Source organism: Streptomyces sp. NPDC032091 (assembly GCF_055580265.1).
In genome coordinates, this window is the sequence record NZ_JBVILR010000002.1 from 38,330 (window position 1) to 55,876 (window position 17,547).

A 17,547-nucleotide genomic window follows, 5' to 3' on the forward strand; every position below is an offset into this window, starting at 1 on the left:
GAAATCCGCGATCAGTGAGGGAGCCGGCCTGCCTGCTCCTGGAATCAGCAGGTCAGGCATACTCAGGAGCCGTGCCTACCCTTCCTGATCCCGACGTTCTGTACCCCGACGTCGCGACCTGCGGCAGCCTCGCCACCGCGCTCCGAGCCGAGGCGGAAGGCCACCTCGACACCGCCCCCGTCACGTCCTCCGACAGCGCTCCGCTGCTCCACGCGTCCGTCGCGAGCACCCTGCCGCACCGCGAGCCGCTGCGGATCAGCGCAGGGCAGTACGAACGGCAGTGGTCGATCCGGGGCGAGGAGCCGTTCCAGGGCCTGCTCCTTGTCGACGGCGAGACGAAGGACCTGGCGGAAGTCGCCAGGGCTGCGAGGGCGTGGCACGACGGAGCGCCCCTGGAGGACATCCGCCGGGCGGCCCCCTTCGTACACCTGACCGGCCGGTTCGAGGTGCCCGACAACGATCCCGTGCGTCTGACGGAATCCGAGTGGCAGGGCATGCGCCAGGAGGCGGCCGACCTGAAGTACACCTGGCAGGAGTCGTACCAGGCCCTGATCGAGGCGGCGTACGCCGAGCCGACGCTGCGCGCCCTCTACCCGTTCACGAGCCACTGGGCGCTGCGCTTCTCCGCCACCACCCGCCCGAGCCTGACCCTGGGCGGACCCTGCCTGACCGCGGGCAGCGACGGCACGTACGGAGTGGGAAGGGGTTTCATCACTCCAGACCTCGGCCTGTTCGCCACACCGCACGAGGCCGTGGCACTGGCCGTACGCCACCTACCGCCCGACCTCGGCCCGGTCGCACTCGGCAGATGACCCCATCCGGCCAGGGGCCGGACCGGCACAGCAGCAGACCCATGAGATCCCACTCACCGTCTACCAAGCGCTGTATGGGCGAAGTTCTGAGCGGGGTAGTTGGCGAATTTCGCCAACTACCCCGCTCAGCCACACCGGTTGTGCCTGAGCACCAGATCTGTCCATTGAGAACGACACTTGTCGTGCTGTCCTTCGAGTGGGCGGACAGGGCGGCCGCGAGCCACCCCTCTGGCTTGCGAGAGCGCAACGCACCGGACTCGGAGGGTGCGGCCGAGCAGCCGTGAGGCCGCCGGTCGTGCAACCTGGCAGCTACTGTGGATTCACAGGAGAGATCGGCATCCCTCCCACCCTAGAAGCCAGGCGGGGGGGACGCTCTCTGGCCGAAAGCGTCTTTAGCTCAGGGACAGCGCCTGGAAAGCGCTGCTCAGGTAGAGCCCCGAGCGCAGGACACGGATGTCATCGGTTCGAATCCAGTGTGAAGGTCCACTTCCGGATGGACATCGATGAAGACGGCTGGCCGCCGGCGAGTGTCGAGAGCCTGTGGGCCGTGGACCTCGGCGACGGCACCGTGCGGCTGGACAACACCCCGTGGTTCGTCCGTGGCGTCGCCAGCGACGACATCATCCGGGTTGAGATCGACGATGAGGGCATCTGCTGGGCTGGAGAGACGGTCCGGGCTTCGGAGAACTGCACGATCCGGCGGATCGTGCTCAGGGACGGCGGATCCGCGCCGTCTCATCAGCCGCAAGTGAGTTGCCTTGGGCAATGCTGCCGCAGGAGGACGGGGCCTCCTCGCCGGCGAACCGGGCGCGCAGCCAGGCGAGCGCGGTGGGCACCGTGGCCGTGGGCGCGGTCAAGTGGCTGAGGACGTCGTACTGCTGGTACCAGACCGCGGCGTCGCCCTCGGCGCAGTACTTCCGCGCCAGCGCCCGTGTGTCCCCGGCGACCGTGATGCCATCGCCCGAGCCGATGCCCGCGATGTTGCTCGTGGTTCCCTCCAGGAACCCGGCGTTGCCCTGACCGATGTAGCCGGGGACGGTCGGGGTCGGTGCCAGGCCGAGGTTGGACTTGTTTACCGCCTCGACGAGCTCGGGTACGGAGTTCGGGTTCGCGTACTCCGGCTTCGCCATCTTCTTCCACGTCAGACCGGGGTAGTGGCCCAGCACGTCGGCGATCGAGGAGTGCTGGTGCTCGTCGACCAGCTGCTTGCCGTAGTCGTTCAGGTACTTCTTGAGGTCGAAGTCGTACGAACGCGCTTGCCCGATGAGCAACTCCGGGATGAGCCCGGACCACACCTGACTGCCTTCGATGTACCTGAGGATGTGCGAGGGCTTCACGAGCACCCCGCCCTCGGCGTATCCCACCAGGCGCTTGTTGACGTCAGGGGCGTACGTGGGCGCGAGGGAAGCGGCCCAGTTGGTCGCGACGGCGCCGCCGGAGTAGCCCATGAGGCCGACGCGCGCGTCGGGGCTGATGCCGGTCCGCGACTCCGCGCTGGAAGCGGCACGCAGGGAGTCCAGCGTGTTGTATCCGTACTCGCGGGAGGCCGTGAGGTGGGCGGCCTGCCCCTCGGTGTCGGGGAGGACGACGTCGTAGCCGGACAGCAGGAGCGGCGCCACGAGCGTGGACTCGCCGTTCGCGATCAAGCCGCCGGGCAGCTTGACGTTGCCCGCGACCGCCCGGGATGGACCGTCTTCGGGGTCGAGCGAGTCGTAGAACGACTGGTACGACACGACCTTGCGGCCGTCGCCACCAGGGCTGCGCAGCACGGAGGTCACGCCTGCGGACGGGTGGCCCTGCGCGTCGGTGGTGCGGTAGAGCAGCTGCGTCGCCTGGAGGGGGGTCGCGATACCCAGGACGTGGTACGTCAGCGTCCGGACCTTGAGCACGTCCCCGGGACTGTACGAGGACAGCGGCTTGCTGCCGTTGTAGGTGTAGAACGCGTCGCTCCCGGCAGTCGTCGACGAGGGCTGCTCCTGAACGCCGGACGCGACAGCGGGCACGGCGGCGACGGCGAGGGCGACGACGCCCGTGATCGCAGCGGGCCACACTCTGCATTTGCGCATGACTCTCCCAAACGGTGTAAGCGGATCAGAGAGATGACCGCTACGGCCCGAAGGGGCGAGTGGCCGAAGGTCGGTTCCGGCGCAACCTAACGCAGGAACACGGCAGTTGGCCAGGTGCGCCAGAGCCTCACCGGACGAACGGCGGCCGAGTCAGCGACCCCGCTCCGCCAGTTCCTGTGTGCCTCGGACCCGTCGGAACGGTGCAGCGCCGGGGCCCTGGCTACCGACCGAGCGCGTCACGCCACGAGCGCGAGCCCTCGATACTCGCGCAGTGCTCCACGGTCGTGCGGATCGCGACGCGCACAACGTCCTGGGTGTCAGCTCGGGTTTTGCGAGCGCGTCGGTAACGACGACGTACAGCCTGGCCCTGGGGTACTCCCACAGCAGCGCGACGAAGAACCTGGAGCACAAGGCGGTGACCCACACCCTCCGGGTCATCCGGCAGGACGAGACAATGGTGGCGGGCGGCTTCCGCGGCCAGAAAAGGATCTGGTTCGAGAGTCGGGCTGTGACCTGCGGCGACCAGGCTGTCCGAGACGCACCGCGAGTCGGATTCTCAGCTGATGTGGTCCGGCAGCGGTGGATACCGAACCTCGTCTCAGTTGATCTGGTCCGATGCCGGCGGGCTAAAGCTCAAGGCCGGAGCTGCCGCGCCTGCGGGTCAAAACAGTTGAGACCCATCGAAGAAGCGGCTTCCGCCGCGTGGGCGGACGCCTCGTCGGCCATGCTCCAGCTCATGGGGAAGTAGATCAAGGGGCCACGGGCCTCCCCGGTCAGCGGAGCCGTTGCCCACGGCGAGGTGTCATCGTCGCCTTCGGCGCGATCCGGCCACCGTCGCAAAAGCACGGCCACGAAGGCCGATATTCGTTCAACCGGAGGAACTGCCGGCTCTTCCGTGTCGACGTACTGGTCATACAGATCGTTGAAGCATCGGGATGCCGCCCTGTCATCCGCACCTGAGACGGGGACCAGGCCATGTGAGACTGGACAGCCCCATCTCGCCCATCTGGCGCTTTGCGGGTTGTCCCGTGCCACTGAATCTTGACCGTTTGCCATCGAAGTTTGACCGTTCCGTCACAGGTGGTCGCCACACGGAACCCTCCCGCTCTCCCGCGCATATCTTCACTCGCGTACCACGCGTACCGCGGGGCAACAACCGGCGACCGAAACCCGCGGACGAGACGACTCAGGGGGACGACAGCATGCGTCACAGCAACGGCATTCGCAGGGCGGCTCTGGCTGCGACGGCGGTCACGGCCGCCGCGGCGGCGATGACCGGCATCCTGCCCGGCACCGCCATGGCGGCGAGCACCACCACCACCTCCACCCCGCCGCCGGCCTGCCCGGCCTCCGCCCTCCAGGTCAGCGCCTGGCAGGCCGCCCACCGGCCCGTCGGGACCGGGACCGGGGCGGCGGTCGTGCAGTTCACCAACGTCTCCCGGAAGACGTGCGTCCTGAAGGGCTACCCGACGGTCACGGGCGCCGGCAACACCCCGCTCAAGGTCACCCCCACCGGCAAGGCGGCCACCGTGACAGTCCGGCCGCAGGGCAAGGCATGGGTGAAGCTGACCTTCGTCCAGGTCCAGGGGGAGGGCGACGGCTACTGCGTGTCGGGCAAGACCCCGGCGGCGTATCCGACGATGGTCATCGGGCTGCCGCACTCCGGGAAGCACCAGGTCGCCCTGAAGGACGGGTGGTGGGCCCAGTGCGACAACAAGGTGACCGCCACCCCGCTCTCTACGGTCAAGCCTTCCTGACTCCCCGTCACCACACATCGAGCAGCCTGCATGACGAACGCAGGGCTCTGACCTGCACGTCTACGAGGAACTGCACATAAGTGCAGGTCGGCGACTCAACGCACTGAGTCGCTGACCTGCGGTGGTCACACTCCGATGACACAAAGCCGCGACCGTCAAAGTCCGATGACAACGGTCAAGATCCAGCGGCACGGGACACGGGTTCGGCGAGGCATTCGCACAGGAATTCGAACACGTGTTTCTGTTCGAGGGTGAGACCACTGAAACCTACGCCGAACTGGCGCAGGCCCCCGCCGGGGCCGGCACGACCGCGCTGCGGCGCCGGCTTCTCGACCTGTCGGCGCGCCTGTGCACGCACCCCTACTGGACCGCCCCCACCGGCCGACGGGCCGACGCAGCCGACCTGCACCGCGCCGCCCGCACCCCCACGGGCCCCGGGGCGGAAGGCGGCAGCATGAGCCGCCGCATCGAGGCCACACCCGCGCGGCCCTCGCCGGTCTCGACCGGGCCGTGCGTCCGCTGCCGCCGGGCCACCACACGCTACGGAGCCGGCGCGAGCCCCCTGTGCACGGCATGCCGGCAGGCCCGGGCGGAACGGCTTTCCCGCCCCTGATCATGACCGCCCCCCACCACCGCCCGCAGCGATCACTCTCCTGCTGCCGACGGGCAGGAGATCGGACGCGTACGGCCCCACGAGCGGCTCCGGATGGACACCGGGCTGTGGATGTACCGCATCGGCGTACCCCTGTGGCAAACCACCGAAGGCGGCGGCGTCGAGCCCTCGGAGTACAGCACGTGGGTGACCTCCGCACAGCTGCGCCCCATCACCGGCGCCGCCCTGGCCCAGGTACCCACCCACCGCAACCCCACCGGTGCGGCAGCGGCCCCGGCAACGCCGTGGGTGTGGGTGCTGGACGGCCGCACCAGCGCCCGGGCGGCCACCGTGCAAGCCGAGGGATGCCCGCTGGCGACGCACCGAGCCGTGCCGGTCAAGACGGCGGCCGCGCTCGACGCCCTCGGCCGGCCCGGCACACTCGCCTGCACCCGATGCGACGCCGCCGAGACACTGCTGCCGATCCTCGCCCACGGCCAGGAGGACCGGCACACCCCCGGCGTCTGATGGGGCTCATTGAATTTCCCCACCCAGTGCTCGACCATTGGCCAGACCTGCTCACTTGACTCCCCACCACTTTGGCATGGGAGGTGCCCGGACGCTGGCCTCGGCCAGTCAGAGCGGGCCGGTGATTCAATGACCGAGCCGCTAGAGGAACTCCTGCAGGCTGGCTGCGGTGACCTCCAAGTCGTCGAACCCGGAAGCCGTCGTTGACCGCCAGACCTGCGGCGTCCTCCCACGCCTGGTGAGGCCGGTGGAAGACGCCGTCGCGGCCGGGCCGGTGGTGAACTGCTCCTGGATGTGGCGCAGCCGCACGTCGTGTAGGAGGCGGGGTTGGCGTGTGCAGTGGCCGCCGCCATGATGGCCGTGCTGGGCAGGGGACGACACCGTGCGGTGCGGTCTAGAGGGGGCTGGGATGCTCGTCAGCGCGCGTTGGACGGGTTTAGGGAAGGCAGTCGCCTGTGGGGCGCTGGCCGTCCTTTTGGCGGGGTGCAGCAGCGGCGGGAGCGGAGGAACACCGGACGGCATGCAGCCTGGCGGGCAGAAGAAGGCGGTGGCGGCGGTACCGCAGGATCTGGGGAAGTTGATCGTTCCTGGTATCGAGGACCTGCCGTCTGGATGGTCGATGGGGAAGGAAGCGGATCTCTACGTCTACGACGACCCGTGTGACGGCGCGCTCTGCGGCTTTCGCTACAAGGTGACCGCCCGGCTGATCGGTCCGGGAGGCTCCTCCGGAGCAAAAGTGGAGCTCGCATCGATGGACAGCGCAGACAAGGCCAAGGCGGTCTACGAGTCCACGTTGGAGCCCCGGGACTGGCGCAGGACATCGCTCCAGCAAGTCGGTGACATGAGCGCCGGCTTCACATCGACGAGCGGCTCGCTGCGCATCGAGCTGACTGTCGGCACCATCTTTGCCGAGATCACGCACGGCGTTACCAAGGGCGCTCCGTCGCCGACGGTTCTCGAAGCCCTCGCCAGGGCCGTCGCACAGCGCGCGCAGCAGGCGCAGAACGGTGACCGGCCCACCGCACGCTTCACCACGGGGTAGACCAGGACGGCTGCCGGTTGTTGCAGGTCACCGGCGCCTTCACCCTGGGCTTCTTCCCACTTGCTTCAAGCGGCAACGAGCTGGGGAACCGAGAGCAGGGGCGGGGAAATGCGCGGGTTCCCATCACCGGAGGCAGAACGGCGATCCCGGCCCGGGGGTGGGAGCGGGGTGGGAGGGTGGGCGGGTGGATGCTGCGTGGAAGGACCAGCGGGTCTACGGGGCGGACCTGGACGACGCTGACCCTGGTCCGGTGCCGGGCCACTCCTGTGGAGAGCTGGTGGGCGGCCCGATGGACGGCCGGCTGCTCGACGTGACGGGCTGGGGTCCGATGGAACTCGCCGACGGCGCCTTGCTGATGTCGGAACGGGGGGGCGTTCGGGCCGGGTGGCCGCTGCGCGTACGAGCCGGCCGAAGCCGATGGCGTCTACCCCTGCCGGTTCGGGTGGCGGGGCGACGTCCCGTAACTGCGGGCGGTCCCGGGATGGGGGTGGTTGGGGCCGCGACGGACCGGGACGCCGGGAGGCGGGCGGACCGGGAAACGGGGAGACTGAGGGAGAGCATGACGCCTGACCGCTGCGGCCCGGCCGGTCCGCGGCGGACGGTCCCGTGCAGGGGCCGGACCATCTACCTACGTCCGCGCGTCCGGGGGGCACGGCCCTGTCCAGGAGTCCCCATCGTGACTTTGACCGCACAACAGTCCAACCGCCCTCAGCGCACAGCCCGACGTGCCGCGCTCCTGCTCGCCACCGCGGCGTTGCCAGCGGTCCTGGTGGTGCCCGCGGCGCCCGCCGCAGCGGCGCCCGTGACCAAGACCTTCACCGCCGGCGCCAACCAACGGTTCGTCGTACCGGCCGGCGTCACCCGACTGACTGTCACCGCCACAGGCGAGCCGGGACAGTCCGCCATCGAGGGCGGAGCGGGCGGGACCGGCGCCACCGTCACCGCCACCCTCACCGTGGTGCCCGGCACCACCTACTACGTCAACGTCGACACGGGCGGCGGAGCCGTCACCGGTCAGCACCCCGGCGGCAGCGGCGGCGGTGCCAGTGACGTCCGCACCTGCAGCTCGGCGCGCGCGAACTGTGCCCTGACCGGCGTTGCCGGCACCGACCCCCGCCTCATCGTCGCCGCCGGCGGCGGGGGCGGCGGACGCGGCTCCAGCTTCGCCGGTCCCGTCCGCGAGGCCACCGGCGGAAACGCCGGCGACATCGGGAAGCCCGGCGGCGAGCGACCGGAAAGCGGCGGCGGGGGTGGCGGCGGAACCCAGACCCACGGCGGCAAGGGCGGAGCCGCCTGCCCCGAGGACTCCAAGGCCGGCACCGACGGCAGGCCCGGTACCGGCGGCACGGGCGGTGGCGGAATCGGCGGGGGCGGTGGTGGCGGCGGCTGGCACGGTGGCGGCGGAGGCGGCGGCTGCTTCCTGGTCATTGCCGGCGCCGGCGGGCCCGGTGGCGGCGGTGGCGGGTCGAACCTCGTCCCGGCGGGCGGCACTTCCGGCCCCGCCACCGGGTCGGCGCAGGTATCCATCACCTACGGTTCCTGAACGGTCGTCCGTGGGGTGCAGAGGAACGGTTTCGTAGCAGCGCCCGACAAAACCAAACGCCACCCCGTGTCAGTACGGCAAGGCCCGGTGTGCGTGTGGGGGCTGGTGCCAGCCGATACCCCAGCAGGCGGTCACCTCACGGCAGCCGACTGGTCACACCGTGACAGCAGCCCGCCAGACCATAAGCCTTCCCCCTCAGCTGAGCCGCCCCCACCAGCGCTGACGCCAACCCGCTGTCGCGGACCACGGACCTACGCATTCACAGTGAGAGCGCGCAGCGCTCGTTCCGGACGCAGCGCAGCGAAGCCGGCACGCCGGTCTTGGGGGATGTCAGCGCTTGTCGTGAAGCTGCTAAGCTGCCTTCGCGGCGCTGCGGCGGAGTGCCGGGGGGTATCCGAGGCGGTCTGCGGCCTCTTCGGCGCTGAGACCTGGCTCGGTGTGCATCTGCGCGGCGATGCGCGTCGCCCGTTCGTGCTGGAGGTGCTTCTGCGCGGTGGAGGTGGAGATGCCGAGGACGTCGACGGCGTGGGCGGCAGTGACCGCGGGTTCGGCGTCGAGGAGTTCAGCGATGCGTCCGGGGAGTAGATCCCGGGGGACCATGTCGCCGGATCCGGTCGGCCGGCCGCTGGGCGCAGTCATGGTGCCTCGGGCGGCTCCGTAGGCACGCAGCACGCCGCGGGGCCAGTGCTCGACCCCGCCCACCACCACAACGTGGTCGGCGAGGCTCGGGTCGGTTGTATAGCTGTCGATGCTGCGCGGCTTTACGGCCGGCACGACGGCCGCCTCCCGGCGGTCGAGCAGGTCCGTGTCGTCCTCTTCGGTCGGAAGGGCCGGCTGCGGTCTGCCGTCTCGGTGGGCGGTGACCTGTTCCAGGTCCCACATCAGCACCAGCGCCCCCTGCGAACTGATCGGTTCGGGGAAGCCTTCGGCGTCGTGCGGTTTGAGCCGGCGGAACGTCGGCCATGTCATCCCCAGGGCGTCAGCAAGCTCCCGCCGGCTCACGGCGGTTCGTCCAACGCGGATCACGGGTGCGTGCCTGCACCCGGTCCGGGCGCTATGCTCGGCCTGATGATGCACGCGGGTTCTCTCGTGGTGTGTTCTTCGGTCGGCCGGCGCCCTTGCCACCCGCTTTCAGCGGAAGTGGGCGTCGGCCACATTTGATTCGCCTATAAGCCCCCTCGCCGCACCACGACATCAGCACCCGCACTGCCGAACGCCTCCTCCCCGAAGCCCGGCCGGCCGGGCCAGCGAGGTGGGTACACCGAGCCCGGACGCAGCCCGGTGCGAGGTTGGCCGCCACGCCCTCGGTGTCCACCACAACTCACTCGCGCCCGCGGACATCCAGCTGCTCCTGGTCGACGCCTACGACGCGATCGGATGCGATCCCCGGCTCGGCACCGCCGACGCCGCCCAGCCTGACCGCCCACTGGCGGCCGGCAGGAGATGAACCAGCAGTTGGCACAGCTCACGGCTCTCCCGCAGCGGGTTGAAGCACCGCCGCTCGCTTCCGGTCCCGCCTATCCGTCAGGCGCCCTACAAGCCCATCGCCTCCTCCTCCCTACATAAATAAAGTCTGGCTGGTCACCACCACCGAAAGGGGCGCCTGACCAGTGCGAATGCAAGGTGCGGGATCAGGTCGGTATCCCGGGCGGTTTCCCCCTCTTGCGTCCCCCTCAATGTCCCCCTCCTACCTCCCCCACTGATTCCCCCTCAGCCGCGCAAGGCCTGCAGGGGCTGGCGAACCCCGTGAACAGGGCGGCAGCGTCGCGGGCGCCGATCACCGGGTGCCGATGGCGATCATCTGCCGGAGCAACAGGCACTCACCCCTGGTAGGGGCTCCAGCGACCCGGCCGGGAGAACCGGCGACTGCCCCCTATGAGACGGAACCACGACCCGGTTGGCTGCGTAGGTGAGAACCGGCTCTGGTCCACTTCTTGTGGTCGCGTACACAGCGTGCCGGCTGGTCGTCGTTCGATGGTGATTCACATCGCCCCAAAATCGACCTGCCGGAGGGGTGACGGCGTCGACAGTTCTGCGCTGTGAACAACGTGCGGCCGCAGCTGGAAGAGCTGTTGTTCGGGCCGGTGGAGAACATGTCGGTGGAGTCGGCCGACGTGACTGACGCTGTCGTAAGAGTGGAGGCCCGGTCCACGACCAGGCGGGCGGCCTGTCCGGGGTGCGGGTGCTGGTCGAGTCGAATACACGGCTCTTACCTGCGGTTTCCCAGCGTTCGCGCCTACGCCAGCCGGAACCTACGCGGCAAACCCCAGCCGGTCGGCCCTCGGCCTCACCCCGCCGCCGTGGCCCAGGGCGACCGACTCCAGCTCAAAGCCGTGCTGGCCAACTGCCCCGAACTGGACGCACTCACCGGGCACGCGCGCACCTTCGCCCACAGGCTCACCCAGCTGCAAGGCCACCAACTGCCGGCATGGATCGAAACCGCAACCACCGCCGACCCGCCCGGCCTGCGGCGATTCGCCCGGCACCTGGAACGCGACCTCGACGCAGTCACCGCCGGCCTCACGCAACCGTGGAACTCCGGAGTCGTCGAAGGCCACATCAACCGGATCAAGAGCTCAAGCGCCAGATGTTCGGCCGCGCAGGCTTCGAAACTACTCCGCAAGCGCGTCCTGCTCTCCACGTGAGCCCGGGCACAACTCCGGCTCATCAACGCAATAGCCTCAGCCTGTGACCCGCAGCCGCAGACAGACCGAGCAGCCTCGCCCCGCCGAGCTCCCTCCCTTTCAGACACTGCTGGACAGCACAGACTGGGCGTCGCTGGCCACTGCCTGCGGCACGGGTGAATCCCTGCCGGCGGCGCTGACACTCCTGACCAGCTCGGACCCGGTCATCAGGAAGTCCGCTCTCCAGGATGCGCTGGGCCCCGTAACTCACCAGAACAGCATCTACGAGGCCACCGTGCCCGTGGCGCTCTTCGTCGCGGCGATCCTCAACCACCCGGCCATCACGGCAGGCGACTGCAGCCACGACACTACGGAACCCCCGACCCACCCGACCCTCGTGCAGCTCCTCGACTGGCTCGGCGACACCGCCTACGACGCCGACGACGAGTGCGTTGCCATGGACGAACGTCTCTACGGGGAGGAATGTCTCGATGAGTACGCGGAGATGCTTGCGTTTAGGGACGCACGGCCAGCGATCTTCTCCGCTGTGGGAGCCCTCCTCGGCCATGACACCGCGGACGTGCGCCACGCCGCTCTGATCGCTGCCGTTCCTCTCATAGAGCACCCACTTCTCACCCAGCACCAGGCTGATCTCACCGGCCACGCACGACGTCTACTGGCCACCAGCACTGACCGGCGCCATCGCGACCGCGTCCTGGACGCACTGAAGGCATGGGGTCACGACACCAGCGGATGGGAGAACGCGTCCGACATCGCAGCCCGCGAGCACTATGCCCGCCTGAGAGCTGCACGCGCTTCTTGGGACGGCAAAGGCAACTGGATAGGCGGCGGCTACAGCGAAGACCCGCCGTTCTGACGCAAGGGCCGCTCCCTCTCAGAAGGGCGGCTCGTCCGGGTACGCTGAGGTGTGGGACGGGGTAGGCCTGGACAATTCGTCCTCGGCCGCGGAGCCGGCGAACGCCGGGGGGACGGCACAGGTTGAGCACTCGTCGTGGTCGGGCAGGGTTCCGCAGCTGCACATGTGTCCTCCACACATGTGTCCTCCACTTCGGGATGCTGTCAGCCGGGGCGGAGCGCAGTGGCCGCGTCGGCACGTCTGACCCCTCCTAGTGACGGAAACGGCCACCACGAGGGTGACGCCTCCTGAAGGCGACGTCGACGCCACTCTTCCTCGGTCCGTCGGGAAACGGCCTTCCGCACTCCCGACAACGCGGGGTCTTCGTGCTCACCACCGCTCCAGACTGCCCCTGCCCGCCTGCGCGTGACCAACACGCCCGACGAGCTGGCAGGCACTTACCGCTTCGTCCGCACGCGCGCCGGATCGGCTCCCGGTGCGGTGGTGGGAGCGGTGAGGTGGTTGGTGAGGTCACCGGGACAGGGTTCATCACTGGTGAAGTCCTGTCGGCAGGGCTCTGACCTGTACTGGGGAGCTTTCACTGGATGGCGCGAGCTCACCGGTGACTCACCGGTAGCACTGTTTCCTTCCTGTGAGGCCGGGGGGCTGGCAGTGGTGGGGTGCAAGAACGAGCACCTCCACGGAAGGCATTTTCATGAGCCCTGTCCCCGGCCGTTGCGCCGTTCCCGTCCGGAGACCGTGCCGGTCAGCCGGGTGGCGAACCGGCTCCTGTCATCACCCCTCTCGCCCAGAATGCGGGCACCGAACCTGGGGGCCGATCCCGGGAATGCCAAGCGTGATCGCCGCATCCGGATGTGAGCGGTAGGCATCCTCGGTGGTCCGGGCCAGGTCGTCGACTGTCTCGCTGGCCGCGTCCAGCTGCAGCAACATGGCAGTCGACCGCGCTTTCCACTACCTCCTCGCTCTGCAGATGGGCGGCGGGAACTACGCCTCCGGCCGCACGCCCGCCACTCCGAAGCCGGCCTTCCTGTTGCTGCGGCTCGCCGAGAACACCGTCTTCCCCGTCACGGGGGTCCTGGGCGACGGGGAGCCGCACGCGGACTCCTTCCCTGGAAGGGGTCGGGGGCATCCTGCTGTCCCCTCCTGCGGGACTGGACGCGCGACTCCCCCACTACGGCCCTGCTGGGCATCGCCCGCAGCATCATCCGCTTCGCTGAGAACGTATCCCTGGTTTTGTGCATAGCGGCTGTCGCCCTCACCAGCTACCTGTTTCGCCGGTCAGGGCCGCAGCCCCGCCGTCGTGAGGGCGCACTCGGACAAGGCGGCGACGACGTGCCGGTCGCCGCGGCGCCAGGCGTCCGCGAGGCCGCCCGGCGGGACAGGGATCGCGCGGAGGGCGCCCGGCGGTCCGGTGAGGGCGCGCAGCGCGAGGAGGTCGGCGCCTCCAGGTGCGTGGAGAAGGCTTCGGAGGGCGGCGCTGCGACGGATCCAGCGCAGGCGCGGGGGAAGCCACAAGAGGAGGACGAAGGCAATGGGGACGACGATCAGGACGACTGCAGCCAGGGTGGCCAACTGGTCGACGGCGTCCTGCAGTGACTGTCCGGCATCGGCGAGCCCGGTGCCGGCGTCGGCCGCGGACTGGAACGGTTTCTTCAGGAGGTGGCCGACGAGCGGCACGTCCGAGGCGGTTTTGGCAGCGTCGTCGAGGGCGCCGGCGAAGCCTTCGCCCGCGCTCTCCACCTTTCGTCCCGGCTCGGCCAGCAGCATGATCGCGTCGTGGACAGCCAGCGCGAACCACACGGTGCCGGCGATCATGACCATGGCGATCAGGTCGGCGAGGATCTGGCGGTTCCGCCGTGCTGGGGTCTGGGCGTAGAGAAGCATGGGCCGCTCCGCTCGTGTTCCGGTCATGGCGTCGAGGGACCGGGCCCCCGGCATCCGGCGCCCGGGGTGTGCGGTGCCGGCCGCAGGTCTCGGTCGCTCGACCGTATGTTGCCCCCCTTTCCAGCGGTGTTCACGCCTACCCGTGCGCGCCGCGCTGCCGGGTGGGCGCGGTGGCGGCCGCCTCGGGCGGCCCGGCCCGAGTACGCACACGAGTGCAGGAGGCCCGCGTCTGCCGGGAGCAGCGGCGCGAGTTCGCCGCGGGAATCCGGGCCCGCGGAATGGAACGCCTGGACGCTCCGCTTCGACGGCTCGCCGTTCGAGCTGCGCCTTTCCGCCGCCGGGCTGACCGGGACGAAGCGCCGGAGGGCCCAGGAATTGGTTTGCCGTCCGGGTGGCTGTGTGTCATCGTCCGGCCTGGACCGGAAGTTGATCACCGACGGTCGGTCGATGTCGATGTCGATGTCGATGTCGGCGGTCTCCCGGGTTCACTGGAGAGGCGACGCAACAATGGGAAGCAGTGCCGTGGGGAACAGTTACGAGGACGAGTGTCGCCGGTCGTTGGCCGAGGAGCAGGCGAAGAGCCTTGCCGAGACCAACGACTGGGAACATGTGGACAGGGAGCGGGTCCACCAGGACTGGGACGTCCTGTACCGGGAGATCACCGCTTTCCTGGACGGCGGCTCCCTGCCCGGGGACCAACAGATCCAGGAGCTCGTCCGCAGGCACTTCGACATCGTCTGCCGGTTCTACACCCCCTCCAAGGAGGCTTACGTCGGCATGTCGCTCTTCTACGCCGAGGACGAGGCCATGAGGGCGTTCCACGATTCCTACCACCCCGGGTTGGTGGAGTTCCTGGGCGCCGCGATCAACGTGTTCGCCGAGCAGGGGAGCGGGTTCGCCCCCAGCGCAGGCGCCAACGTTTCGGCGTAGTCGGGCGACACGAGCCAGGACATGCGTGGGCGGGTGCGCCCGGACGGGGATCCGGGCGCACCCGCCGAGGCATCGGGGGTCTCAGGCCCAGGGGCTGAGACCCCCTGGGGTCTGTCGCCAAGCTGATCTTGGATTGTGGATCACGTGGTGTGGTGATACGTCGCCATGAACTGTCCGATGCCGAGTGGGAACGCGTGGAGCCGCTGCTGCCCCGGCCTGTTTTCGGGCGGCCGCGGCTGGATGACCGAACGGTCCTGAACGGGATCGTGTGGAAGTTCGGCCGGCCCACGACCCGTCCCACTCAGGCACGTCCCGCCAGGCGACCCCGGATCCGGGGCGACATCGAGTGGCTCGTGTCGGTCGACTCCACTGCCGTTCGTGCCGACCAGCATGCGGCGGGAGCCCGGAAAGGGGGCTCCGCCGGCCTTCATCCTGACCGGCGGGAACACCAACGACTGCACCCAGTTCACCGCCGCGATGGACGCCATACAGGTGCCTCGAACGGCACCGGGCCGACCGCGCGAGCGGCCCGGCCACGTCATCGGCGACAAGGGCTACAGCTCGAAGTCGACCCGGACCCGGCTTCGACGCCGGGGCATCGCCTGGCGGTCGTGGTCGAGGACCCCCTGACCAACCGCGAACCGGCGCCGCCCGCTCACCGATGACCACCTGCGGCGCAGCGCTTCATCAGGACCTGCAACTCCAAGAACCACCGCCGAGCATCACGGATGTACACCGCCTCACGTCCGGGCCGACGCGGACCGCCAGTCGTCACCTCCGCCGATGGCCGCAACGATGCTGCGGGCCCATTCGGCGGGAGCCGGTGCCGCCAGGAGGCCGGCGAGACGAGCCGTGTGTGCCCGGCGTAGCGTGGGGGGCATCGCGAGGGCGGTGCGCAGTTTCTCCACGAGGTCGTGCCGGGAGTGCGGGTCGGTGAGGAGGGCATGGCCCTTCACGTAGTCGGCGGCACCGGCATGGCGCGAGAGGACCAGCACGCCCGAACCGCCGGTGGCCGCCTGAGCGGTGACGTACTCCTGAGCCGTGAGGTTCATGCCGTCGGCCAGGGACGTCACCCAGAAGACATCGGCCGCCAGGTAGTGGTCGACGACCTCCTCGAAGGGCAGCGTTCTGGTGATGTACTCGACCGGTTCCCAGCCGTCCTTCCGCCAGTACCCGTTCAGTTCGGCGATGGCCCCTTCGAGTTCCGCGCGGGTGGTGTCGTACGCGTGTATCCCCTTCTCCGGAGGCGGACACACGAGGCGGAAGCGCGTTCGTCCGCGCAAAGCCGGGTACTCGTTCAGGAGTTCTCCCAGAGCGTGGATCTTGTGCACGGGGGCCTTGGCGTAGTCGAGTCGCTCCACGGAGAGGATCACCCGGTGCTCTCCGCCGTCCGTCCCCGTCGCGACAGCGGCTCGGGCTCGGGCTCGGGCTCGGGCTCGGGCTCGGGCTCGGGCGAGGGATGCGACGGCTCTGCGGTCGATGCCCAGGGGGTGCACCCCGATGCGGGGTACCCGGGCGGCGACGTCGGCCATCAGGCTGCGGAAGTTCCCGGCGAACCGGGCGGTGTGGAACCCGGCCCAGTCAAGCTGTGCGAGGGAGGCGCACAGTTGCTCGGCTTCGGGGAGCCGCCGGAACGTCCGCGGGTCGGGGAACGGAGTGTGGTGGAACAGGCCGACCGTCAGATCGGGACGGTGTTGTCTGAGCAGAGCGGGGACCAGCCACAGGTTGTAGTCGTGCAGCCACACGGTTCCGCCGTAGTCGGCGTGGGCACTGACATGCTGCGCGAAAGCGGCGTTGACGGCTTCGTAGTCCGCCCAGGCGGTCGGGTCGTGGCGGATGAGGTGTGCTTGGGAGGTCAGGGCGGGCCACAGGGTTTCCTTGCAGGCGCGGTGGAAGTACCCGGCCCACTGGTCGGCCGGCAGCGGAAGCAGCGTCAGGGGCAGTCCTGGGGGAATCGTGGCCGCCGTGGCCGCGTCCTCGGTCGTGGCGGCGGCCCATACGGCGTCCAGCTCACCGCTGTCGGCCCCGAGGGCGGACACGAGGGTCGGCAAGATTCCGTTGGGACTCGCCGGCGGCCGCCAGCGGCCTTCGTACCGCTGCCAGGGCGGGCGGTGATACCCGATCACCACGCGTCTGGGCGACCGCACCCAGCCGAGCCGTTCCAGCGCGTGCAGCACGGCTGCGGCGCCGTCGAGTGCCGGGCGGTGGACCAGCGGATCGCCGGCCAACTGCGCGACCAGTGCCGGTTCGGCGTTGCCGACGACGACTCCGTGCGTGCCGAGCCGAAAAAGTGACAGGTCGTTGAGCGAGTCCCCGGCCACCAGCAGGTCTGCCCGCGGCCAGTGGAGGCGGTGCATGAGTTCCCGTAGGGCCGGACCCTTGCCCGCATGCGGCGGAAGCACGTCGAAGTACAGGTCCGCGGAATACGTCCAGGAGCATCCCATCGCCTCGATGGTCGCCGTGATCTCGTCCGACAGCTCGCCTGCGGCCAGGTAGTAGGAGCACCTGCCTTCCTGCACGACGGCGTCCTGGTAGACGAGCTGCGGAAAGCGGCGCAGTGCCTGCCGGACTCGGCGCTCCCCCGGCCATCCGGTGCGCAGCACCGTCTCAACCGGCTCGGAATGGGACATGTCCATGGTGTCGATGACACTCGCCCCGACATCCGCGATGATCCATTGCGGCCAGGGGACGAAGAGGTCCTCGGCAAGCAGGGACCGGACCGAGGTGAGATTGCGGCCCGTCGCGTAGACCACGGTGATGTCGCGATGGCGGTCCAACGCGCGGCGCAGCCGGCGGCGGCTGTCCTCGTCGCCTCCAAGGAGCGTGCCATCAAGGTCGCTGACCAGGACCTTTCGCCTCGCAACAGCCTCGGTACCGCACATGACGAATCCT

14 protein-coding genes and 2 pseudogenes are annotated in these 17,547 nt (G+C 69.5%); 12 read left to right on the forward strand and 4 right to left on the reverse strand.

The genetic code is table 11. From position 1 onward, the window contains the following. Positions 1-71: 71 nt before the first annotated feature. Both ACZ5NJ_RS03055 and ACZ5NJ_RS03060 read left to right on the forward strand, forming a co-directional pair. On the forward strand, positions 72-812 hold the full coding sequence (locus tag ACZ5NJ_RS03055; protein WP_468762090.1) for a DUF6193 family natural product biosynthesis protein: 741 nt from the start codon (positions 72-74) through the stop codon (positions 810-812). Positions 813-1,305: 493 nt separating this feature from the next. After that, a pseudogene (locus ACZ5NJ_RS03060) lies at positions 1,306-1,479 on the forward strand (DUF4265 domain-containing protein); the annotation flags it as partial. A 43-nt stretch (positions 1,480-1,522) separates the two neighbouring features. Here ACZ5NJ_RS03060 and ACZ5NJ_RS03065 read toward each other — a convergent pair. After that, on the reverse strand, positions 1,523-2,878 hold the full coding sequence (locus ACZ5NJ_RS03065; protein WP_468762093.1) for a lipase family protein: 1,356 nt from the start codon (positions 2,876-2,878) through the stop codon (positions 1,523-1,525). 1,202 nt (positions 2,879-4,080) lie between these two features. On the opposite strand from ACZ5NJ_RS03065, the gene ACZ5NJ_RS03070 reads away from it, so the two are divergent. The 5 genes from ACZ5NJ_RS03070 to ACZ5NJ_RS03090 all read left to right on the forward strand — a co-directional run bounded on the left by ACZ5NJ_RS03070 (position 4,081) and on the right by ACZ5NJ_RS03090 (position 8,340). Beyond that, positions 4,081-4,635, forward strand: a complete 555-nt coding sequence (locus ACZ5NJ_RS03070; RefSeq protein WP_468762095.1) for a DUF4232 domain-containing protein — start codon at positions 4,081-4,083, stop codon at positions 4,633-4,635. 235 nt (positions 4,636-4,870) lie between these two features. After that, positions 4,871-5,248: a hypothetical protein gene (locus ACZ5NJ_RS03075; RefSeq protein WP_468762097.1), complete on the forward strand. Its 378-nt coding sequence runs from the start codon at positions 4,871-4,873 to the stop codon at positions 5,246-5,248. Between the two features lie 93 nt (positions 5,249-5,341). Continuing rightward, the gene (locus tag ACZ5NJ_RS03080; protein ID WP_468762099.1) at positions 5,342-5,755 is read left to right on the forward strand and encodes a DUF6233 domain-containing protein; all 414 of its coding nucleotides are present in this window, start codon (positions 5,342-5,344) and stop codon (positions 5,753-5,755) included. Positions 5,756-6,164: 409 nt separating this feature from the next. After that, positions 6,165-6,797, forward strand: coding sequence for a hypothetical protein (locus ACZ5NJ_RS03085; RefSeq protein ID WP_468762101.1), 633 nt, complete (start codon positions 6,165-6,167; stop codon positions 6,795-6,797). A gap of 676 nt (positions 6,798-7,473) precedes the next feature. Then, on the forward strand, positions 7,474-8,340 hold the full coding sequence (locus ACZ5NJ_RS03090) for a hypothetical protein (RefSeq protein ID WP_468762103.1): 867 nt from the start codon (positions 7,474-7,476) through the stop codon (positions 8,338-8,340). Between the two features lie 351 nt (positions 8,341-8,691). Here ACZ5NJ_RS03090 and ACZ5NJ_RS03095 read toward each other — a convergent pair whose 3' ends face one another. Further along, positions 8,692-9,309 (reverse strand): hypothetical protein, encoded by a 618-nt coding sequence (locus ACZ5NJ_RS03095; RefSeq protein WP_468762106.1) that lies wholly within the window; start codon positions 9,307-9,309, stop codon positions 8,692-8,694. 1,331 nt (positions 9,310-10,640) lie between these two features. Between ACZ5NJ_RS03095 and ACZ5NJ_RS03100 the strand changes: the two genes are divergently transcribed. Both ACZ5NJ_RS03100 and ACZ5NJ_RS03105 read left to right on the forward strand, forming a co-directional pair. Beyond that, positions 10,641-10,985: a hypothetical protein gene (locus ACZ5NJ_RS03100; RefSeq protein ID WP_468762108.1), complete on the forward strand. Its 345-nt coding sequence runs from the start codon at positions 10,641-10,643 to the stop codon at positions 10,983-10,985. A gap of 43 nt (positions 10,986-11,028) precedes the next feature. Next, positions 11,029-11,841, forward strand: a complete 813-nt coding sequence (locus ACZ5NJ_RS03105; protein ID WP_468762110.1) for a hypothetical protein — start codon at positions 11,029-11,031, stop codon at positions 11,839-11,841. A gap of 1,278 nt (positions 11,842-13,119) precedes the next feature. On the opposite strand, the gene ACZ5NJ_RS03110 is transcribed toward ACZ5NJ_RS03105, so the two are convergent. Beyond that, a complete protein-coding gene (locus ACZ5NJ_RS03110) occupies positions 13,120-13,725 on the reverse strand; it encodes a hypothetical protein (RefSeq protein ID WP_468762112.1) in 606 nt (201 codons plus the stop codon). Positions 13,726-14,247: 522 nt separating this feature from the next. Here ACZ5NJ_RS03110 and ACZ5NJ_RS03115 point away from each other — a divergent pair. The 3 genes and pseudogenes from ACZ5NJ_RS03115 to ACZ5NJ_RS03125 all read left to right on the forward strand — a co-directional run bounded on the left by ACZ5NJ_RS03115 (position 14,248) and on the right by ACZ5NJ_RS03125 (position 15,285). Then, positions 14,248-14,655, forward strand: a complete 408-nt coding sequence (locus ACZ5NJ_RS03115) for a TipAS antibiotic-recognition domain-containing protein (RefSeq protein ID WP_468762114.1) — start codon at positions 14,248-14,250, stop codon at positions 14,653-14,655. Positions 14,656-14,807: 152 nt separating this feature from the next. Beyond that, positions 14,808-14,918: pseudogene (locus ACZ5NJ_RS03120) on the forward strand (hypothetical protein); the annotation flags it as partial. A gap of 115 nt (positions 14,919-15,033) precedes the next feature. Continuing rightward, complete coding sequence (locus ACZ5NJ_RS03125; protein ID WP_468762116.1) at positions 15,034-15,285, forward strand: transposase; 252 nt, start codon at positions 15,034-15,036, stop codon at positions 15,283-15,285. A 110-nt stretch (positions 15,286-15,395) separates the two neighbouring features. Here ACZ5NJ_RS03125 and ACZ5NJ_RS03130 read toward each other — a convergent pair whose 3' ends face one another. Beyond that, positions 15,396-17,537 carry a trehalose-6-phosphate synthase gene (locus ACZ5NJ_RS03130; protein WP_468762118.1) on the reverse strand — a complete coding sequence of 714 codons (2,142 nt, stop codon included), beginning with the start codon at positions 17,535-17,537 and terminating at the stop codon, positions 15,396-15,398. Positions 17,538-17,547: the final 10 nt, after the last annotated feature.